25 protein-coding genes and 1 tRNA gene are annotated in these 26,657 nt (G+C 68.7%); 9 read left to right on the top strand and 17 right to left on the bottom strand.

Annotated elements, in window-relative coordinates:
* Positions 1–84: 84 nt before the first annotated feature.
* Positions 85–1,782, bottom strand: coding sequence for a SulP family inorganic anion transporter (locus QZV84_RS01915; RefSeq protein WP_292824493.1), 1,698 nt, complete (start codon positions 1,780–1,782; stop codon positions 85–87).
* Between the two features lie 237 nt (positions 1,783–2,019).
* Between QZV84_RS01915 and QZV84_RS01910 the strand changes: the two genes are divergently transcribed.
* Positions 2,020–2,577: a DUF308 domain-containing protein gene (locus QZV84_RS01910; RefSeq protein ID WP_292824490.1), complete on the top strand. Its 558-nt coding sequence runs from the start codon at positions 2,020–2,022 to the stop codon at positions 2,575–2,577.
* A gap of 140 nt (positions 2,578–2,717) precedes the next feature.
* Here QZV84_RS01910 and QZV84_RS01905 read toward each other — a convergent pair whose 3' ends face one another.
* A complete protein-coding gene (locus tag QZV84_RS01905; protein ID WP_292824510.1) occupies positions 2,718–3,476 on the bottom strand; it encodes an SDR family oxidoreductase in 759 nt (252 codons plus the stop codon).
* Between the two features lie 113 nt (positions 3,477–3,589).
* Between QZV84_RS01905 and QZV84_RS01900 the strand changes: the two genes are divergently transcribed.
* The 4 genes from QZV84_RS01900 to QZV84_RS01885 all read left to right on the top strand — a co-directional run bounded on the left by QZV84_RS01900 (position 3,590) and on the right by QZV84_RS01885 (position 6,249).
* Positions 3,590–4,063, top strand: a complete 474-nt coding sequence (locus QZV84_RS01900; RefSeq protein ID WP_292824487.1) for an NfeD family protein — start codon at positions 3,590–3,592, stop codon at positions 4,061–4,063.
* The gene (locus QZV84_RS01895; protein WP_292824483.1) at positions 4,060–5,013 is read left to right on the top strand and encodes an SPFH domain-containing protein; all 954 of its coding nucleotides are present in this window, start codon (positions 4,060–4,062) and stop codon (positions 5,011–5,013) included. The genes QZV84_RS01900 and QZV84_RS01895 overlap by 4 nt, the downstream gene beginning before the upstream one ends.
* Positions 5,010–5,789 (top strand): glycerophosphodiester phosphodiesterase family protein, encoded by a 780-nt coding sequence (locus QZV84_RS01890; RefSeq protein ID WP_292824479.1) that lies wholly within the window; start codon positions 5,010–5,012, stop codon positions 5,787–5,789. Before QZV84_RS01895 ends, QZV84_RS01890 begins: the two co-directional genes overlap by 4 nt.
* Before the next feature lie 76 nt (positions 5,790–5,865).
* Entirely contained in the window at positions 5,866–6,249 is a 384-nt protein-coding gene (locus QZV84_RS01885) for an RNA polymerase-binding protein RbpA (RefSeq protein WP_292824476.1), read from the top strand.
* A gap of 3 nt (positions 6,250–6,252) precedes the next feature.
* Here the strand turns inward: QZV84_RS01885 and lnt are convergent, their stop codons facing one another.
* The 9 genes from lnt to QZV84_RS01840 form a co-directional block, all read right to left on the bottom strand.
* Positions 6,253–7,854, bottom strand: coding sequence for an apolipoprotein N-acyltransferase (lnt, locus tag QZV84_RS01880; RefSeq protein ID WP_292824473.1), 1,602 nt, complete (start codon positions 7,852–7,854; stop codon positions 6,253–6,255).
* Between the two features lie 18 nt (positions 7,855–7,872).
* Positions 7,873–10,401 (bottom strand): DEAD/DEAH box helicase, encoded by a 2,529-nt coding sequence (locus tag QZV84_RS01875; protein WP_292824470.1) that lies wholly within the window; start codon positions 10,399–10,401, stop codon positions 7,873–7,875.
* Positions 10,398–11,177: a twin-arginine translocase subunit TatC gene (gene tatC / locus QZV84_RS01870; protein WP_292824507.1), complete on the bottom strand. Its 780-nt coding sequence runs from the start codon at positions 11,175–11,177 to the stop codon at positions 10,398–10,400. The genes QZV84_RS01875 and tatC overlap by 4 nt, the downstream gene beginning before the upstream one ends.
* Positions 11,178–11,244: 67 nt before the next feature.
* Entirely contained in the window at positions 11,245–11,499 is a 255-nt protein-coding gene (gene tatA / locus QZV84_RS01865) for a twin-arginine translocase TatA/TatE family subunit (RefSeq protein WP_292824467.1), read from the bottom strand.
* Positions 11,500–11,580: 81 nt separating this feature from the next.
* Positions 11,581–12,540, bottom strand: coding sequence for a WYL domain-containing protein (locus tag QZV84_RS01860; protein WP_292824464.1), 960 nt, complete (start codon positions 12,538–12,540; stop codon positions 11,581–11,583).
* Positions 12,537–13,532, bottom strand: coding sequence for a WYL domain-containing protein (locus QZV84_RS01855; RefSeq protein WP_292824461.1), 996 nt, complete (start codon positions 13,530–13,532; stop codon positions 12,537–12,539). Before QZV84_RS01855 ends, QZV84_RS01860 begins: the two co-directional genes overlap by 4 nt.
* A gap of 76 nt (positions 13,533–13,608) precedes the next feature.
* Positions 13,609–14,583, bottom strand: a complete 975-nt coding sequence (locus tag QZV84_RS01850) for an FKBP-type peptidyl-prolyl cis-trans isomerase (protein WP_292824458.1) — start codon at positions 14,581–14,583, stop codon at positions 13,609–13,611.
* A gap of 130 nt (positions 14,584–14,713) precedes the next feature.
* Positions 14,714–15,733 carry a tRNA (adenine-N1)-methyltransferase gene (locus QZV84_RS01845; RefSeq protein WP_292824455.1) on the bottom strand — a complete coding sequence of 340 codons (1,020 nt, stop codon included), beginning with the start codon at positions 15,731–15,733 and terminating at the stop codon, positions 14,714–14,716.
* Positions 15,730–16,431 carry an HAD family phosphatase gene (locus QZV84_RS01840; RefSeq protein WP_292824452.1) on the bottom strand — a complete coding sequence of 234 codons (702 nt, stop codon included), beginning with the start codon at positions 16,429–16,431 and terminating at the stop codon, positions 15,730–15,732. The genes QZV84_RS01845 and QZV84_RS01840 overlap by 4 nt, the downstream gene beginning before the upstream one ends.
* 155 nt (positions 16,432–16,586) lie before the next feature.
* On the opposite strand from QZV84_RS01840, the gene QZV84_RS01835 reads away from it, so the two are divergent.
* Positions 16,587–17,468, top strand: a complete 882-nt coding sequence (locus QZV84_RS01835) for a PAC2 family protein (RefSeq protein ID WP_292824450.1) — start codon at positions 16,587–16,589, stop codon at positions 17,466–17,468.
* A 26-nt stretch (positions 17,469–17,494) separates the two neighbouring features.
* Here QZV84_RS01835 and QZV84_RS01830 read toward each other — a convergent pair whose 3' ends face one another.
* From QZV84_RS01830 to QZV84_RS01810, 5 genes are all read right to left on the bottom strand, one after another.
* Positions 17,495–18,319 (bottom strand): undecaprenyl-diphosphate phosphatase, encoded by an 825-nt coding sequence (locus tag QZV84_RS01830; protein ID WP_292824447.1) that lies wholly within the window; start codon positions 18,317–18,319, stop codon positions 17,495–17,497.
* Between the two features lie 50 nt (positions 18,320–18,369).
* Positions 18,370–19,671 carry a M20/M25/M40 family metallo-hydrolase gene (locus QZV84_RS01825; RefSeq protein WP_292824444.1) on the bottom strand — a complete coding sequence of 434 codons (1,302 nt, stop codon included), beginning with the start codon at positions 19,669–19,671 and terminating at the stop codon, positions 18,370–18,372.
* Between the two features lie 307 nt (positions 19,672–19,978).
* Positions 19,979–20,063: transfer RNA gene (locus QZV84_RS01820), tRNA-Leu, on the bottom strand.
* Positions 20,064–20,131: 68 nt separating this feature from the next.
* Complete coding sequence (locus QZV84_RS01815) at positions 20,132–21,214, bottom strand: VIT1/CCC1 family protein (protein ID WP_292824441.1); 1,083 nt, start codon at positions 21,212–21,214, stop codon at positions 20,132–20,134.
* Between the two features lie 126 nt (positions 21,215–21,340).
* On the bottom strand, positions 21,341–23,209 hold the full coding sequence (locus QZV84_RS01810; RefSeq protein ID WP_292824438.1) for a DEAD/DEAH box helicase: 1,869 nt from the start codon (positions 23,207–23,209) through the stop codon (positions 21,341–21,343).
* A gap of 130 nt (positions 23,210–23,339) precedes the next feature.
* On the opposite strand from QZV84_RS01810, the gene QZV84_RS01805 reads away from it, so the two are divergent.
* Positions 23,340–24,197, top strand: a complete 858-nt coding sequence (locus QZV84_RS01805; protein ID WP_292824504.1) for an SGNH/GDSL hydrolase family protein — start codon at positions 23,340–23,342, stop codon at positions 24,195–24,197.
* Positions 24,198–24,199: 2 nt separating this feature from the next.
* Here QZV84_RS01805 and QZV84_RS01800 read toward each other — a convergent pair whose 3' ends face one another.
* Positions 24,200–25,012, bottom strand: coding sequence for an RNA methyltransferase (locus QZV84_RS01800; protein WP_292824435.1), 813 nt, complete (start codon positions 25,010–25,012; stop codon positions 24,200–24,202).
* Between the two features lie 138 nt (positions 25,013–25,150).
* On the opposite strand from QZV84_RS01800, the gene QZV84_RS01795 reads away from it, so the two are divergent.
* Positions 25,151–26,014, top strand: coding sequence for a Sir2 family NAD-dependent protein deacetylase (locus QZV84_RS01795; RefSeq protein WP_292824432.1), 864 nt, complete (start codon positions 25,151–25,153; stop codon positions 26,012–26,014).
* Between the two features lie 57 nt (positions 26,015–26,071).
* Positions 26,072–26,656: a histidine phosphatase family protein gene (locus QZV84_RS01790; RefSeq protein ID WP_292824429.1), complete on the top strand. Its 585-nt coding sequence runs from the start codon at positions 26,072–26,074 to the stop codon at positions 26,654–26,656.
* Position 26,657 lies beyond the last annotated feature (1 nt).

Genomic DNA, 26,657 nt, shown 5'->3' with positions numbered 1-26,657 from the left:
AAAACGACGCAGCGCGGGCGGTTGCCATCTGAGTTGACATAATGTGCATTATCGGTAAATACCGCGCGTGCCCGCTGCAGAGATCTACGGTGCCGGCGTCGTCGTGTCTGCCCGGAACGCTGCGACGGCTTCCTGCACGGTCGGGTAGATGTGCGCGTTGTCGAAGTGCTCGAGGGTCTCGAGCTTCGTGAGCACCTGCATGAGTGTCGGATCGACATCGGCCAATGCGAAGATCCGCTTCTCGGCGTGCAGTGCCTCGATGAGTCCCGCCAGGTTGAGGCTCGCCGAGTAGTCGATGTCGCCGATCGAGGAGCAATCCAGGATGAGCCAGCGCACATCGGAGGGCGCCGCGGCGATGAGCTCTTGGATGCGGTCGACGAACAGGCTCGCGTTCGCGTAGAACAGCCGAGAGTCGAAGCGGAACACGAGCAGCCCGGGAAGGCTCTCGCTGCCCGGCTCAGCCGGCGTGTAGGTCGGCTCCCCATCCTTGTCGACTCCCACGAGGAAGTCCGTCGGCGTGTATGCCCGGCGCACGAGCTCGATCACCGAGAGCGCGATCGCGAGGATGATGCCCTGTTCGACGCCCCAGGCGAAGACCACGATGGCCGTGACCAGCGCGATGACGAACTCGCTGATGCGGGCCGCCCGGATCCGTCGGAGCCCCTTCAGGTCCACCAGACCGAGGCCGATCATGAACACGATCGCCGCCAGCACCGCCACGGGCATGTTGGTGAGGTACCTCGTGAGGAACAGCACCACGACGATCACCACGAGCGACATCGTGATGTTGGCCATCTGGCTGCGGCCGCGCTGCTCGTCGAGGATCTCGGTCTTGGTCGGGCTTCCGTTCACGACGAACGTGCCGGTGAGCCCGGCGGCGATGTTCGCTCCCGCCAGACCCAGGATGTCTTTGTTGACGTCGACCCGCTCGCTGTGCTTCATCGCGAAGCTGCGCGAGGTTGCGGCGCTCTGCGCGATGATCAGGAAGAAGCATGACAGGGCGACTCCCATCACCGCCGGGATGTCGCTCAGATCGATGCCCTGCGGAAGTCCGAAAGGCGGCATTCCGCCCTGCACCGGGCCGATGACGGCCACCCCGTGGCTGGATGCGTCCAGCACATTGGACAGGATGATCGACAGCACGACGGCGATCACGGCACCGGGGATCTTGGGGTTGATGAGCTTGCCGCCGACGATGATGACGAGGGTTCCCGCGGCGAACGCGACCGTCCACAGACTGGCGTCCGTCAGGTGGGTCAGTGTGCTCCACTGCTGCTCGAACCAGTTGCCGGTCCCCTTCGGGATGCCGAGCAGGTCAGGCAGCTGACCGGTCAGCACTGAGATGCCGACGCCGGTCAGGAACCCGATCAGTACGGAGGCGCTGAGGAAGTCGCCCAAGAAGCCCAGGCGGAGCACTCGCGCGAGGATCAGCATCGCGCCACACACGAGCGCCACCAGGCTCGTCCAGGCGACCCACTCGGACGAATTCGGCGACAGTCCGGAGATGCCCAGGCCCGCCAGGCCGGCGGCGAGGATCGCCGCAGTCGCCGAGTCCGCGCCCACCACCAGCAGGCGCGAGGAGCCGAGCAGCGCGAAGACGATCGTCGGGAAGATGATCGTGTACAGGCCGGTGATCACCGGCGTCTGGGCGATCGACGTGTACCCCATCACCTCGGGCACGGCGACCGCCGCGAGCGTCACTCCGGCCAGAACGTCGACCGAGAGCCAGCTGATCTTGTAGTGGCGGATCCACTCCGGCACGATACGAGTCAGAACGGACATTCGGAACCTCTCCCCTGCGATCCATGCTCTGCGACCGCACCGTGCAGGATGCGCCGCCTCCGTCGCGGCGCGCCGGTTGCCCGGATGTTAGCGGCGGCGGCTTCGCCCGGCATCATCCGGGTGGAGTGATAGATCCCGTCTTCTGGCGACACACGGGACGTTCGTCCTCGAGTCCGACCACTGCGGGGTCTATGATATGACCGCACCTCTCAGGTAACTCCCAGAAAGGGAAGACTCATGTCTACCGAATCCGCAGCGGAAAAATCAGCCGTCAACGGCATCCGCACCGCCCTCGGCATCGGCGGCGTCCTGTCCGTCATCGTCGGCATCCTCATCCTCGCCTGGCCGGGCAAGACGGCCATGGTCGTCACCGCGATCATCGCCATCTACGCGATCGCGGCAGGCCTCGTCTACGCCGGCCTCGGGATCTTCTCCAAGACCCGCGGCGGCTGGTCACGCATCGGCCATATCGTCCTCGGAATCATCTTCATCATCGCCGGAATCGTGGCGTTCCTGAACCTCGGCGCCACAACCGCGTGGCTGGCCGTGTTCATCGGCATCCTCGTCGGAATCCTGTGGATCATCGAGGGAATCGTCGCGCTGTCCACGCTCGGCGACGCCGCGTCGAAGGGCTGGAGCATCTTCTTCGCGATCATCAGCATCATCGCCGGCATCGTTCTGCTGTTCTCGCCGCTCTACATCGCGGCGCTGTGGTGGCTGCTGGGAATCGCGCTGATCGTCCTCGGCATCATCCAGATCGTGCGTGCGTTCACTTTCGGCAAGAAAGACCTCTAGGGTCGCAAGATCGTCGCCGCGAAGAATCGCCCGGGCTCATCCCGGGCGATTCTTGGTGATTCCGGCTCACACGACATCGGAAGCCTGAATGCGTGACGCCCCCGCGCGTGGATGCCGGTCCAGGAGCGAGCGCGCAACGCTCACTCCCCCGCGAACGAACTCGTGTCGCCGATGAGCCGGGTGTTGTCGTCCGGGATCGGGTCGACCGCGGCCCGGGCCACCTCGGCCGCGAACTCGCTCACGTCGTAGAGCTTGCCCGCCGACTCGCGGCGCGACGCGATCGCGCCAGGGTTCGCCCGCTCGAGCAGCGTCGCGGTGATGGTTCCCTCGATCATGTCGCCCGAGACGACGACGAATCCGATGCCGCGGTCCTCGAGGTCCGGAATCAGCTCGCGCAGTGCGTCCTCACCGGCGCGCTTGGACAGGGCGACCGGCACATACTCCGGCATCGTCGGAGTGGTGCGGATGAAGTGGGCCTGGTGACTGGTGACGAACACCACGCGTGCACCATTGCCGAGCAGCGGCAGCGCGGTCTGGAGCACGCTCACCTGCGCATCGCGGTTGAGCTGCAGCGCGTACTCCTCGCCCATGCCCGACTCCATGCCGCCGGACGCGTTCAGCACGAGCACGTCCAGGGATCCGAACGCCCGCTCCACCTCGGAGAACATCGCCTGCACCGACTCAGGCTCGGTGAGGTCGGCGCCGATCACGAGCACCTCGACACCGAGCCCGCGCAGCTCGGCGGCAAGCTTCTCGGCGCGCGGCGCCTTATTGCGGTAGTTGATGACGACGTTTGCGCCCGCCTGCGCGAAGTACCGCACGGTATCGGCACCGATGCCGCGCGAGGAACCCGTCACAAGCGCGGTCTTGCCGCTCAGCGAGCCGGGCGCGAGGGGCATGTCACGTAGAGACTCAGTCACCTCTCGACCCTACCAATCAGGTGTCGACGGCCGCGGCCACGGGTCCGGGCGAAACCCCGCGTGCTAGGTTCGAAGGACAGGGAGGCACACTCGTGGAGTTCATCCAGGCCATCGAACAATTCGCGTGGATCGGGTGGCTGGTTCTGATCCTCGTCTTTCTCGTGATCGAGATGCTCACGCTCGACTTCACGTTCTTGATGCTCAGCATCGGCGGTGTCGCCGGTCTCGGATCCGACCTGATCGGAGCGCCGATCTGGCTGCAGGTCATCATCGCCGCCGCCGTCGCCGCCGTGCTCATCCTCGTGTTGCGGCCGCCGCTGCTCAAGCGGCTGCGCCGCGGCGAGGACCCGGCACCGACCAACGTGGCCGCGCTCGTCGGACTGACCGGGCAGGTGCTGTCCACGGTCACACCCCACGGCGGGCAGGTGAAGCTGTCGAACGGCGACACCTGGACCGCTCGCCCCGATCGGCAAGGCGAACTCGAACCCGGCACCGTGATCCGGGTGAGTCGCATCGACGGCGCCACCGCCTACGTCCGAGCTCAAGCAGAGGAACCCAGCGCATGACCCCCGAGAGCTTCATCCCGACGGCCATCGGCTGGGTGCTGGCCGCAGCGGTCTTCATCTTCGTGCTGGTCATGATCATCCGCTCGATTCGCATCATCCCGCAGGCGACCGCCGGTGTCGTCGAGCGTCTCGGTCGGTACCACAAGACCCTCATGCCGGGCCTGAACCTCCTGGTGCCCTTCATCGACCGGGTGCGTCCGCTGATCGACATGCGCGAGCAGGTTGTCTCATTCCCGCCGCAGCCGGTGATCACCGAAGACAACCTGGTCGTCTCGATCGACACGGTCATCTACTTTCAGGTGACCGATCCGCGCGCGGCCACGTACGAGATCCGCAACTACCTCGGCGCCGTCGAGCAGCTCACCACGACGACACTTCGGAACGTGGTCGGCGGCCTCAACCTCGAAGAGGCGCTCACCAGTCGCGACGAGATCAACGGCCAGCTGCGGATCGTGCTCGACGAGGCCACCGGCAAGTGGGGCATCCGCGTCGGGCGGGTCGAGCTGAAGGCGATCGACCCGCCCCTCTCCATCCAGGACTCGATGGAGAAGCAGATGCGCGCCGAGCGGGACCGCCGCGCCCTCATCCTCACCGCCGAGGGCACCAAACAGTCCGCGATCCTCACCGCCGAGGGAGCCCGGCAGGCCGAGATCCTGCGCGCAGAGGGCGACAAACAGGCCGCCGTGCTGCGTGCCCAGGGTGAGGCAGAGGCGATCGCGACGGTCTTCAGCGCGATCCACCTCGGCAACCCCGACGACAAGCTGCTCGCCTACCAGTATCTGCAGACGCTGCCCAAGATCGCCGACAGCGCGTCGAGCAAGCTCTGGATCATCCCGAGCGAGTTCACCGAGGCACTCAAGGGCATGAGCACGGCGTTCGCGGGATCTGTCGCCGACGTCGCCCAGCGGACCGCACCTGAAGTGAGGCCCGCCGAGCCGCCGGTGTCGTGACCCACCGCTGGTTCGATGGCACCCCGCGCCCTCGCGTGCTCGCGCACCGCGGGCTGCTCACCGCGGCCGACATCGCCCACGGTGTCGTCGAGAACTCGTTCACCGCGGTCTCGGCCGCACATGCGGCCGGCGCACAGTATGTCGAATCGGACTGCCATCTGACCGCCGACGGCACGGTGGTGCTCTTCCACGACGACGACCTCACCCGGGTGACCGGCGATCCGCGGCGGGTCGCCGAGGTGACTGTTCGAGAACTCGACGCGCTGATGTCCTCGCGCGGCGGGTTGATCACCCTCGAGCAGGCGCTCGAAGCCTTCCCGACGGTGCGGTTCAACCTCGACGTGAAGGCGAAGGATGCCGCGGCCGAGGTCGGCCGGCTGGTCGCACCGCATGCGCACCGAGTTCTTCTCACGAGCTTCTCCGACCGGCGCCGGCGCGATGCACTCGCCGCCGCCGAGCAGACGGGGCGAGACATCCGTCCCGCGACGTCCGCCGGAAGCGCCACGATCGCGCGTGTGCTGGCCGCCCTGTCCGTGCGCTCCTCCGCTCTGGTGCGCAGCGCGCTGGCGGGCGTGGATGCGCTTCAGGTGCCCGAGCGACAGGACCGGCTGCGCATCGTCACCCCCCGGCTGATCGCCGCCGCGCACCGGCACGGCGTCGAGGTGCACGTGTGGACCGTGAACGACCCGGCGGACATGCGGCGGTTCGTGGCGATGGGCGTGGACGGTCTTGTGACCGATCGCGCCGACCTCGCCCTGAGCATCGTCTGTGAATGACCCGGCAGGGGGCTCCGTTCGGATGATCCACCCAGGTCGTCACGTTATACCTGTACAGCGACGAGAGGACCACACAATGGCAGACCGCAGTTTGCGCGGCATTCGACTCGGCGCCCAGAGCCTACAGAGCGAAGAGGGCGTCGTGTTCCATGAACGAGCACAACACATCTACAAGTGCACGTCCTGCGGACGTGACACCGCCGTCACCTTCGCTGCAGACGCCGAAGTCCCCGAGGCCTGGGAGTGCCGCACATGCGGTGCCGAGTCTCTGCTGCGCATCGGCGAAGGCACCGCGACGGTCGACCACACCGACGACAAGGTCGCCCGCACCCACTGGGACATGCTGCTCGAGCGCCGGACGATTCCCGAGCTCGAGGAGCTGCTCGAAGAGCGCCTCGCCTATGTGCGCGCGCGGCGCGGAGCCGGCGAAGACGTGACGGCGAGCAAGCTCAGCGCCTGAGCCTCAGCCAGTGATGCCGGTCCCCTCGGAGACCGGCATCTTCGCGTCGACCCGGCTGCGATCTTTCCGGCTGCGATCTTTTCGAGATCTGATCGCGACGACCAGTCCCAGAGCGCTCAGAGCGATCAGGCTGCCCCACCCGAGGAAGATCTTGATCCCCTCCCCCGCGATCACCGCCGGCGTCAAACCGGTTCGCAGCGGGACATCCGTCAGCATGTGACCCGCCACGTCGGCGGCGAGACCGTCGATCGTCCTTCCGTCGGGCGCGATCACCTGGCTCGTGCCGACCGTGGAGAGGTTGACGACAGATCGTCCGGTCTCGATCGCGGCCAGGCGAGCGAACGCCAACTGCTGCAGGTTCTCGTCCGTACCCCGGAAGTCCGCATTGTTCGTCTGGAACATGTAGATCTGCGCGCCCTCCTGTGCCCCGTCCCAGATCACGTCGTCGTAGATCACGTCGAAACAGATCGCAAGTCCGACACCCACCCCGTCGACATCGAAGAACGGGGCCGTCTCACCGGGCGTGTACTCCCGCTGGATCAGACCGATCAGGTCGGGCGCGAACGGCTCGAAGAACGCCCGATCCGGCACGTACTCGCCGAACGGCACCGGATGCCGCTTGTCGTAGGTCTGCACGGGGCCCTGGCCCGCCAGCCACAGGAGCGACGAGTTGAAGTACTCGCCGTCGCGTTCGGTGACGGCGCTGACGATCAGCGGCGCATCGACCCTTTCGGAAACGGCGTCGAGCACCGATGCCGTCGTCGCGTCGGCCGTGGGGTCGGAGTCGACTCCTCCTTCGGGCCAGAGCAGCACGTCCATGTCCTCGCCGAACAGCGGTACGGTCGCCGCGAGTTGAGCGCGCAGCACCGCGTCGGCGGTGCGCACGTCGAAGTATCCCGCCGGACCGTTGCCCTGCACCGCTCCAACGCGCAGGGTGCCGGCCGGAGTGGTCGGGAACTGCGGGACGGCCAGGAGCAGGATCGCGACCACCGCAGCGGGAAGCGCGGTGAGCGGGGCGCGCAACCGCCCGAGCCGCACGTACTCGATCGCCGCCGCGCAGAACAGCACAATCAGAAACGTCAGTCCCGACACGCCGACCCACGACGCGAGGTCGGCGAGCGGGCTTCCCGCCTGCGTGATTCCGATCCGACCCCAGGGGAAGCCTCCGTACGGCCACGAGCCGACGATCTGTTCCCGGAGCGTCCAGAGGCCGGCGACGAGCAGCGGGAGCAGGGTCAGGCGGGAGATGGTGGAGGGCATCACCCTCGGGAGCCAGCGGTACGCGAGCGTGATGGGGATCGCGAGAGCGGCGGTGAGGATCGCCTCGAACATCGAGAGGGCGATCCACGGGACGGGACCGAGGTAGCGCGCTGTGAAGACCAGATTGATGAAGAAGAACGCCGCGCCGAAGGCGAACCCGACCAGGACCGCCGACCACAGTCGTCTTCCGACGAGGCCGATCAGCGCAAGCACCACGGCGGGGAAGGCCATCGGCCACCAGCTCAGCGCGGGGAAGGCCAGTGTGAGGAGGACACCACCGACGACGGATGCCGCCACCGCGCCCCACAGCGGCAGGATCGGTCGCGGCGCAGGGGTGAGAGGCACCCCATAAGAGTAAAACGGTCAGACGGAGCTGTAGGCCACGATGCCGCGACGCACGGCCTCAAGCGCCCTGCGGGCCGTCGTGGCGAGCGGCGCGTCCGCGACGAGCGAGAGTTGGTCGAGCAGGTCGATCGTCTGCTTGGCCCACCGAACAAAGTCCCCGGCGGCCATATCCGCCTCGATCAGCACGCGATCCAGTGTCACTCCCCTGGCCCACAAGTGCATCGCCGGTGCGAGCCCGGTGGCCACGGCATCCGTGCCGGGCAGGCGGTGCTCCTGCTCGAGATCGTCCAGCCGCTGCCACAGGGACTCGGTCGCCGAGAGCGCGGCGCGCAACGGCCCGCGCGGCAGACCGCGCTCGCTCGTGCCGGCGTCGTCGCGCCGGGGTTCGTACACCAGGCAACAGGCGAGGGTCGCGAGGGATGCGGCATCCAGGTCTTGCCAGATCCCGGTCCGCAGCGACTCGCTGACCAGGAGGTCGCGCTCACCATAGATGCGCCGCATCGTGCGCCCTGCAGGCGTCAGGACGGTGGCGCCGTCGTCGGTGACGGCGACATAGTCGAGTTCGGCCAGAACGTCGACGACCCGATCGAAGATGCGCGCCACTGTGCCGGTGCGGTCGTCGATCTCGCGCCGCACCTTCTCGACGGTGTGCTTGAGCTTCCAGTACCGCTCTGCCCAGCGAGCATGGTCCTCGCGTTCAGGACACGAATGGCAGGGATGCCGCAGCATCCGCTTGCGCAGGCTCGCGATCTGCTTCTGACGGGCATCACGGGTCGTCCGGGACGCGTTGGCGTCTTTGCGGTTGAGCCGCTCCAGATCGGAAAGCTCGCGGCGGATGCCCGAGTACTCCGTGAAGTCACCGCGGTCGCAGGTCATCGCCTTCGCGTACCCGGCGAGCGACTGCTCCTGCTCGCGCACCTGGCGGGCGAGGCCCACGACGGCGCGGTCGGCCTGGAACTGCGCGAAGGAGGACTCGAGGATCTCGCGCGCTCGGGCGCGGCCGAACTGATCGATCAGGTTGACGGCCATGTTGTAGGTCGGCCGGAAGCTCGAGTTCAAGGGGTAGGTGCGTCGCGACGCGAGCGCTGCGACCTGCTGGGGGTCGACGCCCTCGGTCCATTGGATGACCGCGTGACCTTCCACGTCGATACCGCGCCGGCCGGCGCGTCCGGTGAGCTGGGTGTACTCTCCCGAGGTGATCGCGACGCGGGATTCGCCGTTGAACTTCTCGAGCTTCTCGAGCACCACAGTGCGGGCCGGCATGTTGATCCCGAGGGCGAGCGTCTCGGTCGCGAAGACGATCTTGACCAGCTTGCGTGTGAAGAGGTCCTCGACGACCTCCTTGAACGCCGGCAGAAGCCCGGCGTGGTGCGATGCGACACCGCGCTCGAGGTTGTCCACCCATTCGTAGTAGCCGAGCACCGCCAGATCTTCGTCGAGCAGGGCGCGCGCGCGCTCCTCGACGAGGGTGCGGATCTCGGCGCGCTCCTCGGGGGTGGTCAGCTTGAGGCCGGAGCGACGCACCTGCTGCACGGCGGCGTCGCACCCTACGCGGCTGAAGATGAAGAAGATCGCCGGCAGCAGGCTGGCTCGCTGCAGCAGCTTGACGACTTCGGGACGGTCCAGACGCTCGATGCGCTGTGCATTGGCCTGGCGCACGGGGCGGTGGCCACCCTTGCCGGGGCGCCGCGCAGACCCCTGGTGGCGCCCGCCGGCGTCGTGCCCGCCGCCGTTCTTGGCCGAATCGCTGCGCATCTCCTGGACGCGACGGTTGTTCTCGAAGTTCGCTCCCTTGACCGACCGGATGCGCATGAGCTCCTGGTTTACCTGTGCGGTCGCGATGCCGGCCCTGTCGTCGAACAGGGGCAGCAGGTCGCCGCGGACCAGCACGTGCTGTTCGAGCGGCACCGGTCGGATCTCGGAGACGATGACCTCGGTGTCGCCGCGGACCGTGTCGAGCCAGTCGCCGAACTCCTCGGCGTTGGAGACCGTAGCGCTCAGCGAGATCAGTCGCACCACGGGCGGCAGGTGGATGATGATCTCCTCCCACACCGCCCCGCGGAACCGGTCGGCCAGATAGTGCACCTCATCCATGACGACATAGCGCAGTCCTCGCAGCGCGGACGAGTCGGCGTAGAGCATGTTGCGCAGAACCTCGGTCGTCATGACCACGATGCGCGCGCTGCCGTTGATGTTCGTGTCACCGGTGAGCAGCCCCACCTCGTCGGCGCCGTACACGTCCTGCAATTCGCGGAACTTCTGGTTCGAGAGCGCCTTGATGGGGGTTGTGTAGAACGCCTTTTCGCCGTACCCGCCCACGGCGGGTTCGCGCATCGCGAGATGGATCGCGAACTCGCCGACTATCGTCTTTCCCGCGCCTGTGGGGGCTGCCACCAGGACGCTGCGACCCTCCTCGAGCGCGTGGCACCCGGCGATCTGGAACGGGTCGAGCTCGAATCGCTGGGATGCCGCGAACGAGGAGGTGATCGGATGGCTGCGGTCCTGCGAAGCCCGGGCATAGCGTTCCGCCGGACTCAGGTCCGTCACTGACCCAGTTCCGTCACGCCGATGGCATCGGGCGGAAGGATTGTCGCGGCGCGCTTGGCGCGGCGCTTGTCGAACAGCATCGAAAGAGAGCCTGCCGCGAAGAACAGCACCACGAGCATTCCGGCGAGCATCAGCATGCTCACCACGTCCGCGGCCGGCGTGGCGACCGCGGAGAAGACCACGGCGACCAGGACGGCAACGCGCCAGCCCTTCATGATGGCGCGGCCGCTGATCACTCCCGCGAGGTTCAGGGCGACCAGGAACACCGGCAGCACGAAGGATACTCCCACCACGATCAGCAGCTTGAAGACGAAGTCGTAGTAGTACGAGGCATCGAAGAACGAGGCGCCGCCGTCGGGGACGAACGAGGTCATCAGCTCCACGATGTGCGGCATCAGCTGCAGCCCCACGTAGCAGCCTGCGAAGAACAGCGGCACGGCCGAGGCGATGAAGGCGACCGTGTACTTGATCTCCTTGCGTGTCAGGCCGGGCATGATGAACGCCCAGATCTGCCACAGCCAGATCGGCGCGGAGATGAGGATGCCGATCGCGAACGACATGCGCAGCCGCAGATCGAAGGCCCCGGTCACCGTGCTGAACATCAACTCGACCTTGGCGGCGTCGCCTTCGCTCTCGGCGATCTGGCGGAGCGGCTCCGTGATCAGGTAGATGACCGGGTCGGTGATGAAGAACGCCACCACCATGCCCAGGATGAGCGCGAGCGCGGCCAGCATGAGTCTCTTGCGAAGCTCGACCAGATGCTGGCCGAGCGACATGCGCTTGTCGCGCTTGGGCTCGCCGGGATCAGCGACGCGCGGCGACCCTGCTGTGGCCACGCGCGGGTCAGGACTTGGTATCAGCAACCCCGCTCGCGTTCGCGGTGGTCTGGCGGACCGGTGCTTCGCTTACGGAGGTTGCGACTGATTCCGTCTTGCCCTCGGCCGTCTCGTCTTCCTTCATGGCCTTCATCTCGCCTTTGAAGACGCGAGCTGACTGACCCATGCTCTTGGCGAGCGCGGGGAGCTTCGCGGCGCCGAACAGCAGGAGGATGACAGCGAGGATGATCAGGAAGTGCCATCCTGTGAGACCTTGCAACATGTCGGGTCCTTCCGGTTCGTCTTTCCAGTGTAGCTCTCGGATACCGTTGCGGCCGCCCGTTCCGGGATGGTCCAAGGCAGGTTAACGGTACTGCAACAAACCCGCCTCGGCCCAGGCTGCGGCGGCCCGGCGCGCAGACTCGGGCTCGAGGATCTCGACCAGTCCCGCGCGACGCGTGGCCAAGCGCCGGAGGCTGTTCTCGTCGGCGATGCGCATGGTCGCGGTGGAGACGCCGCGGGCCGTGTCGACCGTGGCGCGGTCCAGGTAGTCCCCGAGGAGCGGGGCGACCGACTCGGGGAAGCTGATGCGCGCGACGATGTCGCCGCCCGTCTCGAACCACTCGGGCACCGGGTCCGCGCCGTGCTCGATCGCGATATCGGTGAGCTCCAAGTCACTGACACGGTCGAGGTGGAATGTGCGCATCGCCTCACGCAGGTGACACCAGCCCTGCAGGTACCACTCACCGGTCGCGATCAGCACCTTCACCGGGTCGACCGTTCGCGTCGTGGGAGCGGCATCCGGCGCCTTGTAGGTGAACGAGACCGACACTCCCCGCTTCAGCGCCTCCGCGACCGCGTCCCGGACGGCGTCGACCGGGCCGGGCGCGAGGATCACGTCGGCGGGCGTGCTGGACGCGCCGCGGGCGAGTTTGGCGAGAAGGCCGGCGAACAACTCGGTGTCGCCGACGCCGGGGATCGCCCGCGCCAGCTGCAGTCCGGTCAGCAGCGCGGCGGCTTCGCGCGCGGTCAGCCTGGGGGCTCGCTCGAGCCCGACCGAGTTCGTGATGACGATGATGTCGCGCTCGTCCAGCAGATCCCAGTCGATGTCGAACAGGTCGTTGGCCATCTGCCAGTACCCGCCGTCGCCGGGCAGGCCGATGACGGTGAGGGTCTCGACCATCGCGCGCATCTGGTCGGGGGTGACGTCGAACTCGTCTGCGGCTTCGGCGATCGAGACCTCGCCCTTGCCGATCAGGTACGGCACGAGCTGGAGCATGAGCGCGGCGCGATCGGTCGCGATGAGCGGCTTGCGGGCGATCATGCGGCTCCTCCGTGAGCAGTCCGGGCGGCTTCCAGCCGGGCAATGACCTGATCACGCAGTTCTGCCGGCTCCACGACTCGGACCTCCGGACCGTATGAGGCCAGTTCGTCGGCGAAGACGTGCATGTCCACGAACGGAACGCGGATGCCCTGGTCGGCGGGCAGCGCGCGGCGACTGAGTCGCAGTGCGGCCTCGGTGCCGGGGTTGACCTCCAGCAGCGCCCGGTTGTGCTCCGCGACCGCGGTGAGGCCGGCCAGCGCCCGCTCCCCCGCACCTTCGCGCAGTGCCGCGTCGAAGTTCTCGCGAGTGATCGCGACGTCGTCGACGATGCGTGAGAGCAGGAAGGTGCGTTCGGCCCGGACACCGAGATCGACACCGAAGACGTGCCATCGCCCTTCGTACTCGACGAGCGCGAGCGGCTGCACCCGCCGCGTGCGCGCGGATGCCTCGCCGGGCTTCAGATAGGGGAACGTCACGACGCGGGACAGCTCGATGGCCTGCTGGAGCGCCGCAAACGCCGGCTCACGCAGGCTGATGCGGGGCGAATACCCGATGATCGGTTCGTCCACCGCGATGCCCAGCGCGCGGATCTTGCGCAGTCCGCTGCGGGCCTCGGCCGACATCGAGCTCTCGCTCCACACGCCGCCCGCGAGGTTCAGCAGCGCGAGCTCCGCGGAGGTGAAGACGATGTCCTCCGGCAGCTCGTACTCGGCGGTCGGCACACGATAGCGCGCCTCGCGCAGGTCATCGGGGTCGGCCCAGTCGCCGATCGTCTCGATAGGAACACCGAGCCGGCGCAGGCTCTCCTTGTCGCGCTCGAACATCTTCTCGAGGGCGTCCTTGGACGCGCCCGCCTCGGCCTTCTCGCGGTAGCCGGAGACCGAGCTGAGGATCGTGTCCTTCGTCAGCCCCTGGTCGGTCGCGACCAGGGCGACGACGAGGTTGACGAGGCGCTCCTCAGGCGGGTTCTTCGCAGAGGCGTTCGCAGGCACGACCCTTATCCTAGGCGTCGCCTCGGAAACCGTCGAAGGGTGCCGGACCGTCCAGCGCGCTCAATCGACCTGCCCGTCAGTCGACGTGGGCAGTCGCCGCGGGCTGGTCGATGCCGAGGATGTCGACCACGAAGACGAGCGTCGAATCCGCGGGGATCCCGCCTTGCGGCTGATCGCCGTAGCCCTCGTCGGGCGGAATGACGACGAGCACCTGCGAGCCGACCGTCTGTCCCTTCAGCGCCGTCTGGAAGCCGTCGGGCGTCGTGTCGAGCGCGATCGATTTCGGATCGGCATCCCACGTCGTGTCGAACACGGTGCGATCCGCCCAGGTGAGGCCGGTGTAGTGCAGGCGGACGGGGGCGTCGCCGGTCACCTCGGCGCCGGTGCCCTTCTTCAGCGTCTGCACGACCAGCTCGGTGGGTGGCTGGGCATCGGGGACGATGATGCCCGGCCGACCGTCGGAAGCCCGGACCACGGTGGGGATGCCGTTGCCGACGTTGAACTGATTCGCGCCGTCCGCCTTTGACAGGTAGACCTTTCGGACGTCGATCACGGCGATCGCGGAGTCGTCCCCGCCGAGCGCGAGGCTCGCAGCCGTCGTCGGCTCGATGGCACCCGGCGGCAGGGCCACCACGACGCGCGAGCCCTCGCCGGCGCACATGAGCGCGTCCTCGAACCCGGGCACGACCTGCATCCACTGCGAGAGCGACGCGACGCCCGAGAGGTCGCCGTCGTAGGCGGTCGCGAAGAGCGTGTCGCCCGTCGTGCCGCTCGTGATGCTGAGGTCCAGCACGATGAGCTGGCTGTCGGTCGTGATCTGGGTGCCGTCTCCCACCGCGACGTCTTCGAACTGCGTCGACGTCGACCGGAACGGCGTGTACAGCCCGACCTTTGGCACCTGGTCGGTCATGCCCGACACCGTCACCCCGGACAGGCCGGTGGAGTCGGCCTCGTCAGACCGGTCGCACGTGGTCGAGCCCGGAAGAGAGCAGCCGACGAGTCCGACGCAGACGAGGCCGAGGATCGCGACGGAAGCGGGGATCTTGCGCACCGGAACAGTCTAGATGCGGGTTCGGTCCGTGCCGCCCAGCGACGTTGCGGCGAACCGCATCGAGGTCGAGCAGGCGCTGCAGCGCCGTATCGCGCCCTGTCGCCATCAGTCGCCGGATAGCCACTCGACGCTACTCGAGCACGCCGGGGTCAACGCCGGCATCGGCACCGAGAGCGGCGGTCCGCGCTCCGTCGGCGGCCCGTTCCGCTTCGCGCACGCGCTTGCGGAGATTCTTGTCGGTGATCTGGCGGTCACCCACCGCGCCGGGCGTCCACAGCTCGACATCCTCGTCGCCGTAGCTCGACTTCGACGCGCGCCGGCGCTGCTCGGGCGCGATCGCGCCCGGCGCGAGCCGGCGCGCCCAGATCAGGAAACCGGTATGCGCGACCATGCGGTGGTCCGGACGGACGGCGAGGCCCTCGACGTGCCAGCCGCGCACGATCGTCTCGTTCGCGTCGGGCTCGGTGAACAGTCCTGTTCCGCGAAAGTATTCGGCGACGCGGCTGAGCTGCGTGGCGGTGGCTACGTAGCAGAGCACGACACCACCCGGCGTCAGCGCATCGGCGACGACGTCGATGCACTCCCACGGTGCGAGCATGTCGAGCACGATGCGGTCGACGGATGCCGGGGCGACTGCGCCCGGCAGCTCCGCGACGAGATCCCCCACCACGACGCGCCAGTTCTCGGGCACACGTCCCAGGAACGTCTCCACATTCGCCCTCGCGACGTCGGCGAATTCCGCACGGCGCTCGAACGACACCAGCAGCCCGTCGTCGCCCACCGCCCGCAGCAGCGACAGCGCGAGCGCCCCCGAGCCGACTCCCGCCTCGACGACCACGCTGCCCGGGAACACATCGGCCTGCGCGATGATCTGCGCGGCATCCTTCGGGTACACGATCGCGGCCCCGCGCGGCATGGACATCACGAAGTCGCGCAGCAACGGCCGCAGCGCGAGGTACTCATGACCACCGCTGTTGGTGACGACCGAGCCGTCCGGCTGGCCGATCAGCACCGTGTGCCGAAGCACGCCGTGGTGGGTGTGCAGCTCGCCGTCTTCACGGAGGGTGATGGTGTGCAGCCGGTTCTTCGGACCGGTCAGCTGCACGCGATCACCGATCCGGAACGGGCCGCTGGGGCGCTGAACGGTCATGGGTGCTCTCCTCGAGTGCGGGCGTGGCCGGTGCTGATGTGCACTGCATGGAAGTGCGCGACATCCGCGGAGGTGCGGCCTTCGAGCGTGGGCCACACCACGTGCGCGCCGGCGCCGGCGATCGAGACCATGTGCGGCACGCCGATCGACGCCGCCCCGGAGGCGACCGCGGAGCGCAGGCCGTTGGGCGAGTCCTCGATCGCGACCGTGTCGCGCGGCTCAACGCCCAGTGAAGCGCAGGCCTGAAGGTAGGGATCGGGGAACGGCTTCGGACGGGTTGACTCGTCGCCGGCGATCACGACGTCGAATGCGTCGAACTCGATGAGATCGACGACGGACTGGGCCATCCGGCGCAGCGACATCGTGACCAGTCCGGTCTTGATGCCCGCGGAGCGCAGGCTCGCCAGCAGCTCGCGGGCGCCCGGACGGAAGGGGACACCCTTCGTCGAGAGCTGGCGCATCACGTCGTCGGTCAGATGGTCGACGATGTCGTGGATCCCCATGCGCACGCCTACGTCCTGGAAGATGCGCGCCGAGTCCTCGAGCCCCAGGCCGACCAGCCGCAACGCCTGCTCGTGCGACCATGTGCCGCCGAAGCTCTCCACGAGCGGCGTCTCCGCGGCCATCCAGTACGGCTCGGTGTCCACGAGCGTCCCATCCATGTCCCACAGGACGGCCGCCAGGGTGCTCGCGCTCACTGCTCCATGCTAGTGAGCGGTCGCCGAGCCGAAGCCCGCGGCACCGTCCTCCGTCGGGCGCGCCGCGGACTGCGCGGCCCGTCATCCGGGTGCGGAGCCTATTCTGGATGCACCCCGTTCCGGATGGATGCCAGGATGCGGGCCGAGGAGGTCGTGTGGACGGACTGGGACGCAAGGTGCTCGTCGCCGCGTTCGACGGATGGAACGACGCCGGCGAGGCCGCATCCGCGGCGATCGCGCATCTGCGCGAGAGCGGCGCCTACCAGCCCGTGTTCTCGGTCGATCCCGAACTGTACTTCGACTACCAGTACACCCGGCCTCAGACGGCCATCGACGGCGACGGCAAGCGGGTCCTGACGTGGCCGGAGGCGACGATCCTCAAGCCCCTCAAGCCCACGCGCTCCTCGCAGCTGTGGCTGCTGACCGGCGTCGAGCCCGCGCGCGCATGGCAGGCGTTCGCTGCCGAGTTCGTCGATGTCGCGCTTCGCGAGGACATCACCGGCTTCGTCGCGCTCGGTTCGATGATGTCCGACGTTCCGCACACCCGCCCGATCTCGGTCTTCGCCGGCAGTGACATCGAGCAGATCCGCAGCGCGCTCGACCTCGAGCGCAGCACGTACGAGGGGCCGGTCGGGATTCTGAGCGTGCTGTCGCACGCCGCCGATGCCGCCGGCATCCCTTCGGCGAGCCTCTGGGCCAGCGTCCCCCATTACGTCGCCGGCCACACGCCGTCGCCAAAGGCGACGCTCGCGCTGCTGGACCGCCTGGAGGACCTCACCGGCGCCCCCATCCCGCGGGGAGATCTCTCCTCGCAGTCCGCCGCGTGGGAGGCATCGATCGACGCGGCTGCCGCCGACGACGAAGAGATGACCGAGTACATCCGCCAGCTCGAGCGCACCCGCGACACCTGGGACTCCCCCGAAGCCTCCGGCGACGCGATCGCCCAGGAGTTCGAGAAGTACCTGCGCCGCGGCGGGAGCGGCCCAGGCAGCGGTGACGGGCCCAGCAAGCCCGGCCGCGACGACCCGCGCCGGTAGCGGCTTTCCGCCAGGCGCGGTGCGACTCAGTATGCCTGGAGCACGCCCAGGCTGAGCAGCACGAGCAACAGGGTGCCGAGCGCGACGCGGTAGATCACGAACGGCAGGAAGCTGTGCTTCGAAATCCAGCCCATGAAGAACGCAATCACGCCGAGTGCGACGAGGAACGCCACGATCGTGGCCACCGCCGTCTCGCCGAGCGTGAAGACGCCCGGTTCGCCCCAGCTCTTGAACAGCTGGTAGAAGCCGCTGCCGAACACCGCGGGAATGGCCAGCAGGAACGCGTACCGCGCAGCGGCGGCGCGCTCGTAGCCCATGAACAGTCCCGCGGTGATGGTGCCGCCCGAACGGGACACTCCGGGGATGAGGGCGAGTGACTGGGCCGCCCCGTAGATGATGCCGTGCGGGATCGTCAGATCCTTCAGCTGCCGCTTCTTCGAGCCGACGTGGTCGGCGATGCCCAGCAGGACGCCGAACAGGATCAGCATGCCGGCGATCAGCCAGAGGGAGCGGAACGTCGTCTCGATCTGATCCTGGAAGAGCAGCCCCAGCACGACGATCGGGATGCTGCCGATGATGATCAGCCAGCCCATCTTCGCGTCCGGGTCGTTGCGCGGGATCCGGCCGACCAGCGCTTGGAACCATCGGCTGACGATGCGGACGATGTCTCGCCAGAAGAACAGGACGACCGCCGACTCGGTACCGATCTGCGTGATCGCGGTGAAGGCTGCGCCCGGATCTTGCGCACCGGGCAGGAATTCGCCGAGGATGCGCAGATGCGCGCTGGAGGAGACGGGCAGGAACTCGGTGAGTCCCTGTACCAGGCCGAGGATGATCGCCTCGAGAAGCATGGGCGCCTTTCGTGCAGAGGTGGTTCGAGCGTCGTCGGTCGCCCGGGTGGTCAGTAGGTGCGCAGCAGATCGGTCAGCACACGCTGCCCGAACACGAGCGCATCGAGCGGGACCCGCTCGTCGACGCCGTGGAACATCCCGGTGAAATCCAGGTCGGCGGGCAGCCGCAGCGGCGCGAACCCGTAGCCTGCGATCCCGAGCCCGGCGAGCGCCTTGTTGTCGGTGCCGCCGCCCATCAGATAGGGGATGACGGGCACCCCCGGGTCGGCGCGGCCGAGCGCCGCCACCATCGCATCGACGAGGCTGCCCGCGAAAGGCACCTCCATGCCGATGTCGCGGACGACGATCTCGATTTCGATGTCCTCGCCCACGATGCGCCGGATGTCGGCCAGCGCCTCGTCCTCGGTGCCGGGCAGCGTGCGCACGTCGATCAGAGCCTCGGCCATGTCGGGGATCACATTGTGCTTGTAGCCGGCGGTGAGCCCGGTCGGGTTGGTTGTGGTGCGCAGCGTGGAGCGGATGAAGCCTTCGGCGGGACCGGTCGAGCCCGCCAGGGAATCGGGGTCGGTCTCCTCCGAGTCGGCGAGGTCGCGAAGGCCCGCCAGCATCGTCTCGGTGGTCGCGGTCAGCCGCACGGGCCACTCGGTGCGGCCCAGCGCGGCGACGGCCTCGGCGAGCCGGGTGACGGCGTTGTCGGGATGCACGCGGCTGCCATGGCCCGCCCGGCCGCGAGCGCGCAGCCGGATCCAGATCAGAGCTTTCTCGCCGACCTGCAGCAGATACGCGCGGCGATCGCCGACCGCGATCGAGTATCCCCCGACCTCGCTGATCGCCTCGGTCGCCCCGTCGAACCATTCCGGATGCTGCGTCACCACGAGGTGCGAACCCTCGACGCCGCCGTTCTCCTCGTCGGCGAAGAACACCAGAATCAGGTCGCGCTCGGGCAGTTCACCCGCGCGCAGGATGTCGGCGACCGAGGTCAGGATCATGGCGTCCATGTCCTTCATGTCGACTGCACCACGACCCCACAGCATCCCGTCGCGGATCTCTCCGGCGAAGGGGTCGACCGACCAGTCCGCCGCCATCGCGGGGACGACGTCGAGGTGGCCGTGCAACACGAGGGCGGGCTTGTCGGGATTGCGCCCGCGCACGCGCGCCATCACGTTCGTGCGGCGGGGGATCGGCTCGAACAACTCGGGGTGCAGGCCCACCTTCTGGAGGTAGTCGCCGATGTATTCGGCCGCCTCGCGCTCGCCCTCGGCGCGGCCGCCGCCCCAGTTGGTGGTGTCGAAGCGGATCAGATCCTGCGCGATGCGGACGACTTCGGGCAGGCCGGAACCGATCAAGGACATGCGGACCAACCTACCCGCGACGATGCGGCGCTCTGGAAACGGGGCGGTTACGGGCGTGAGTCGTAATGCTCCGAGTAGACGAAGAAGGCCCCCTGACGGGGCGGCCCTCACACACGTCAGGGCCCCCTTTCGAGGGCCCTGATCCATTGTGTGCGCGAGGGGGGACTTGTCCCCACCGCCCCTCCACACGCCGCTTCGCGGCGCGCGGAGCCTCTGGCGGCGTGGGCCCGCCCCTGGTCGGATTCGCGGCGACCCCTGGCCGACACAGTGAAGAAGGCCCCCCTGGCGGGGGGCCTTCTTCACTGTGTGCGCGAGGGGGGACTTGAACCCCCACGCCCTATACGGGCACTAGCACCTCAAGCTAGCGCGTCTACCTATTCCGCCACCCGCGCATGGGTCTGGGTTGTCGCCAACCGAAGATCGACATTATCACGTTCGCGCCATGCTCCGATAACGCCGGTCACCCCACCGACACCCCGAAAATCCAGCCCAGCACGTATGTCACCGCCGCAGCGCCGAAGCCGATCGCGAGCTGACGAAGGGCGCGCCGCAGCGGCGGGCCGCCCGAGAGCAGGCCTACCATGGCGCCTGTCGCCAGGAGCGCGATGCCGACCAGCAGCAGCGCGACAGCGACGGCCGCGAGGCCGGTCAATCCGAAGATCCATGGCAGGACCGGGATGATCGCGCCCGACGCGAAGAACAGAAAGCTCGACCGCGCCGCATTCCAGGCCCCGCCCACGAGTTCATGATCGCTGGGCGGGTCCAGCGGCGCACCGTGGGGCGTCGTGCCCTCCTGCGCCGCGGTGACGACCAACCGCGCGCGGGCGAGCGCATCATCCTGCGCCATTCCGCGGGACCGATAAACGAGGGCCAGCTCATTCGCATCGAGGTCCAAGTACGGCAGCGACTCGTCGGCGAAGTCATTGGGCTCGGTCGCCGCCAGCAGCTCGCGCTGCGAGCGGACCGATACGAACTCCCCTGCCCCCATCGAGAGGGCACCGGCGAGCAGGCCGGCGATCCCGCTGAAGAGCACGAACTGCGGCGCGACGCCGGTCGCACCGATGCCCATCACGAGCGCAAGGTTCGACACCAGCCCGTCATTCGCGCCGAAGACCGCGGCACGGAAGGTGCCCGACAGTCGGCGGCGTCCGCGCGCGGCCAATCCGCGCACCACCTCGTGATGGATCTTCTCGTCCGCGGCCATCGTCGGCGTCGCGAACGGCTCGCTCTCATACGGCGATCGCGCCTCCGCGTTCTGCGCGAGTGCCAGCACGAAGATCGAGCCGAATCGCCTCGCCATCCATCCGAGCAGCACCGTGCCCCCGTTCGGTCGGGGCAATCGGACCGGCTCGCCACCCAGCAGGTTGAGCCAATGCGCCTCGTGCCGGCCTTCCGCCTCGGCCAGCGCGGTCAGGATCTCGCGCTCCTCGCCGTCGCGTCGCGCGGCGAGCTCGCGGTAGACCTGGGCTTCGGCCCGTTCGTCGACGAGGTACCGGGCCCAGCGCCGACGGTCTCGCTGGGTGGGTTGTGCGGGCGCGCTCAATGAAGCCTCCGGGGCGGCGGTGCGGGGACTTTTCAACGCTAGCCAGCGGGGCGCGCAAGGCCGCCCTCGAGACGGGGATTGCCAGCATTTCGGGGCTCCGAACCGCAGCCGCCGCGTCGAGGCGGGTCAGGACCGAACGCGCGAACGCAGCACGTCGATCCGCGCCTGCAACTGCGCGACGGTCGCGTGCGAGACCGCGGGACCGCCGCACACGCGACGCAGTTCCGCGTGCACCATTGCGTGCGGGTCTCCCGTCTGCCGGGCATAGAGCCCGACCAGACTGTTCAGGAGCTGTCGCTGCTCCTTGAGCGTCCGGTGCAGCGCCTGCGGTGGTGCGGGCTCCGCTGCAGCGCCGTCGCGAGCCTCGCGCGCCCGGCGGTGCCTGCTCTGGCGCGCCTGGCGTTGCTGGAGCAGCTCGTGGACGTGCTCGGGCTCGAGCAGCCCGGGCAGCCCGAGGAATTCCTCCTCCTCGGGCGTGCCGGGCACCGCGAGCTCGCCGAACTCGCGACCGTCGTAGAGCACGCGGTCGAAGTGGGCGAGCGAGCCGAGCGCCTGGTAGGTGAACTCGTGGGCCAGGGCGTCGGATGCCGATTCCTCGCGCGCGGCGGCATCCATCGCATCTTCGTCCACGGCCCATTCGTCATCGCCCGCATTGTCGCGGTCCAGCGCGTGGTCGCGCTGCCGCTCCAGCTCGGCCGCGAGCGCCATGAGCTGCGGAACGTGCGGGAGGAACACGCTCGCGGTCTCGCCGCGGCGCCGGGCCCGCACGAAGCGCCCCACGGCCTGCGTGAAGAAGAGCGGAGTCGAGGCGGACGTGGCGTAGACGCCGACCGAGAGCCGCGGCACGTCGACCCCCTCCGATACCATCCGCACCGCGACCATCCAGCGGGTCGTCGCCTGGGCGAACTGCTCGATCCGCGACGAGGCCTCGGCCTGGTCGGAGAGCACAACGGTAGGTGCCTCGCCGGTCAGATCGCGCAGGATCGTCGCATAGGCGCGCGCCGCCGTCTGGTCGGTCGCGATCACCAGGCCGCCGGCATCCGGAACCTGTGCGCGTACCTCGGTGAGCCGTCGGTCTGCCGAACGGAGGACGGCAGGGATCCACTCCCCCTCCGGGTCCAGCGCCGTCCGCCACGCCTGCGCCGTGATGTCCTTCGTGTTGTCCTGGCCGAGCTGGGCATGCATCTCGTCGCCTGTGCGCGTGCGCCAGCGCATCTGCCCGGCGTACACCAGGAAGATCACCGGCCGCACCACCCCGTCCGCGAGAGCCCGGCTGTAGCCGTAGCTGTAGTCGGTGCGCGAGAGGCGGATGCCGTGCTCGTCGGGGTGGTACTCGACGAACGGGATCGGCGCAGTGTCGCTGCGGAACGGCGTTCCCGATAGCAGCAGACGGCGGGTCGCGCGGCCGTATGCCTCGCGCAGCGCCTCCCCCCAGCTGAGCGCGTCGCCACCGTGGTGCACCTCGTCGAGGATCACCAGGGTGCGGGCGTCGGCGATCAGCCGTTCGTGCACCGCCGCCTTCACGGCGACCTGCGCGTAGGTCACCGCCACGCCGTGGTACTGCCGCGAGGGGAGGGAGTGGCGGTTGCTGAAGGCCGGGTCGAGCCGGATCGAGACGCGGGCCGCGGCATCCGCCCACTGGGTCTTCAGGTGCTCGGTCGGGGCGACCACGACGATGCGGTCGATGATCCGGCGTCGCAGCAGCTCGCTGGCCAGACGCAGGGCGAACGTCGTCTTGCCGGCGCCCGGGGTCGCCGCGGCGAGGAAGTCACGGGGTCCTGCGCCGACGCCGTCCGGGCCGTCCATGGCGAAGTAACGATCCAGCGCCTCGGCTTGCCACGCACGCAGGCGCTCGGCGGTTCCCCATGGCGCGCGCTGCGGGTAGGCGGGCGACAGGTGATCCGCGGCCGCGCCGCCGATCTTCTGAGGATTCTCGGCGAAGCTGCCGATGTGGGGACCCGGCGCATCGAGAACGGCATCTTCGTCCACCGTCATCCCCCTTCCTCATCGCCGCGCGGCTGCAGACACAACGAGTGACCACGATAGACGAGCCGAGCGACATCGCCGCCATGAGACGTTCGTGCCGCGCGATAGCCTCGTAGTCATCCCGAATCGAGAAAGGAGCATCGCCACGAGCGACGATCGGAGCGCCGATGTCATCAATCCCGGACCGCACCCCTGGCGGCGCTTCGTCGCGCTCGGCGACTCGTTCACCGAGGGGATCGGGGATCCCGAGCCTTCCGCTGCCAACGGCTACCGCGGCTGGGCCGACCGCGTTGCGGAAGTGCTCTCACGGCAGGTGGACGACTTCGCATATGCGAACCTCGCGGTGCGCGGCAAGCTCATCGCCCAGATCGTCGCGGGACAGGTGGATGCCGCGCTCGAGCTCAAGCCCGACCTGATCTCCTTCTCGGCAGGCGGCAACGACGTCATCCGCCCCGGAACCGATCCGGACGAGATCGCCACGCAGTTCGAGGACGCCGTCCTGCGCCTTCGGCGAGACGGAGCAACGCTCGTCGTGTTCACCGGCATCGACACCAACTTCACCCCGGTGTTCCGCGGGTTCCGCGGCAAGGTCGCGATCTACAACGAGAACATCCGGGCGATCGCCGATCACTACGACTGCATCGTCGCCGACCAGTGGGGCCTCAAGGAGGTGCAGGATCCGCGGTTCTTCGAGTCCGACCGCCTGCACTACAACTCTCTCGGCCACCACGAGATCGCCCGCATGGTCCTGCGTACGTTGAACGTGCCGAATGATCTGCAGCCGATGCAGCCCGACCCGCTGCCGGTGCGCACGTGGCGCGCGGCACGCACCGAGGACCTCGTCTGGGCCCGCACGCACTTGGTGCCGTGGGTGCTCCGCCGGGTGCGCCACGAATCCTCCGGCGACCTCATCACCGCGAAACGCCCGAACGCGATTCCGGTCACGACGCTCGCGCCGGTGAAGGACCCCGCCGCCACTACCGGTGAGCAGGTCTAGCACTACGGGTGCTGCCCTCGCATCGCCCAGAGCACTACGGCCACGGCTGCGGCGACATTGAGTGAATCGACACCGCCCCGCATCGGAATCGTGACGATCGTGTCGGCGACCTGCATCGCGCGAGGGCTGAGGCCGTCTCCCTCGGCGCCGAACAGCAGCGCCACCCGGTCCGGCCGGCGGGCGGCGAACTCGTCGAGCCCGATCGCGCCTGCCGAAAGGGCGAGCGCGGCCACGTGGAAGCCGAGCTCGTCCAGTGCGACGCGGGCCACGGGCCATTCCGGCAGCCGCGTCCACGGCACCTGGAACACCGCCCCCATGCTCACCCGCACACTGCGGCGGTAGAGCGGGTCTGCGCATCGCGGCGAGATCAGCACGGCATCCGCCCCGAGCGCGGCCGCGCTGCGGAACGCGGCGCCCACGTTCGTGTGATCGACGATGTCCTCGAGGATCATCACCGTGCGCGCTCCGGCGATGACCTCCGCCACGGCCGCGGGCGGCGGCCGGTGCATGGCGGCCAGCGCGCCCCGGTGCACCGCGTAGCCGGTGAGCGACTCTGCGACGCCGGCCGTAACGACGTACACAGGCGTGTCGATATCGCCGGCGAGCAGCTCCTCGACATCGGGCACCCACTTGGCCTGCACGAGGACCGAGCGCGGGCGGTGACCGGCATCCAGCGCCCGGCCGATCACCTTCGCCGACTCGGCGATGTACAGGCCCCCCTCGGGTTCGAGCACGCGCCGCAGCGCGACATCCGTGAGATCGCGGTAGTCGGCCAGCCGCGGATCTGCCGGGTCGGTGATCTCGACAACCCGCATGGGCATTCCTCGTCCCGCTCGCCTGGCACGGGTTCTCCCGCTCCACTCCACTCTCCCAGGTCCGGAGGCTCCCGTAACATCCCGGTAAAGCGCGCCGCCTACACTCTGAGCACAGGGTGAGCTCGAGGGGGTGATCGCATGGTCGAGGACACAGTGGCCGTTGCCGAACACGCCGCCCGCACCGCCGACGCGATCGCCCGGGCCATCGACGCGCTCGCCGGCCGCAGGCTCGCGATCCTCACCGGCGCCGGAATCTCCACCGACTCGGGCATCCCGGACTATCGCGGCAAGGGCGCCCCGGTGCGCACCCCGATGACGATCGACCAGTTCCTCGCCAGCGAGGACGCTCGTCGGCGCTACTGGGTCGGCAGCCACCTCGGATGGCAGGCCTTCGCCGCCGCGGCGCCCAACCCCGGCCACCGCGCGCTGGCGACCCTCGAGGCACAGGGAATCGTGGCCGGCGTCATCACGCAGAACGTCGACGGCCTCCACGTGCGGGCAGGCAGCCGTCGTGTGGTCGAGCTGCACGGCACGATGCGCCGCGTCTTCTGCACGCACTGCGGACAGGTCTTCGACCGCCGCGATCTCGCGCAGCGGGTCGAAGCGGACAACCCGTGGCTCCTGGTGCCCGAGACCGTCCCGCTGGGTCCGGATGGCGACGTCCTGCCCGAGAGCACGACCGGATTCCGGATCCCGTTGTGCACGGTCTGCGAGGGGATGCTGAAGCCCGACGTCGTGTTCTTCGGCGAGTTCATTCCCGCCGAGAAGTTCCGTGAGGCCGAGCAGCTCGTGCGGGGCAGCGGTGCGCTCGTGATCGCGGGGTCCTCACTCGTCGTCAATTCCGGCATCCGACTGCTCGAGCGGGCGCGTCGCCGCCGTCTCCCGATCGTGATCGTCAACCGCGGCGCGACCCGCGCGGATCACCGCGCCACCGTGAAGATCGACGCAGGCACGAGCGACGTGCTGCAGGTGCTCGCGGAGGCACTCCCTGCGATCGCCTGAGCCTGGTCGCGGGGCTCCCGGCGGCGCCGACCCCTGTGGCGCGCATAGGCTCGAAGGGTGACCCTGCTGACCCTCGTCCGCCATGGCGAGACCGACTGGAACCGCGATCGGCGCATCCAGGGCTCGACGGACATTCCGCTCAACGACACCGGCCGCGCCCAGGCCCGGGCCGCGGCGGCCGCGTTGAGCGGCGACATCATCGTCTCGAGCGACCTGTCCCGTGCGCGGGAGACGGCCAAGATCATCGCGACCGATCTCGGTCTGCCTGCACCGCGCACGTACCCGGCGCTGCGCGAGCGCTCCTACGGCGACGCAGAGGGCGTCGAGGCGGCCGAGTTCATCCGCCGATGGGGAGACTGGCACAACGCCGAGATCCCCGGTGCCGAGCCGTGGCCGCATCTGCGCGCGCGGGCCCTGCGCGCTCTCGCGGAGGTGGTCGCCGACGCCCGCGGCGCCACCGCCCCGGCTGCGGCCTCCGTCATCGTCGTGACCCACGGTGCGCTCATCCGCGAGCTGCTGCGTCACGCGACGGGCGGCGAGCTCCCGCCGGTCGGTACCCGGCTCGCGAACGGCTCCGCATACACGGTGCTCTACGAACGCGAGCGGTTGCAGCTTCTTTCCTATGCGGAGGCCACCGCATAGG

This window comes from Microbacterium sp. (genome assembly GCF_011620715.1).
Taxonomy (GTDB): domain Bacteria; phylum Actinomycetota; class Actinomycetes; order Actinomycetales; family Microbacteriaceae; genus Microbacterium.
The sequence above is the reverse complement of the archived record's forward strand: the minus strand, read 5'-3'. Positions and strand labels throughout refer to the sequence as shown.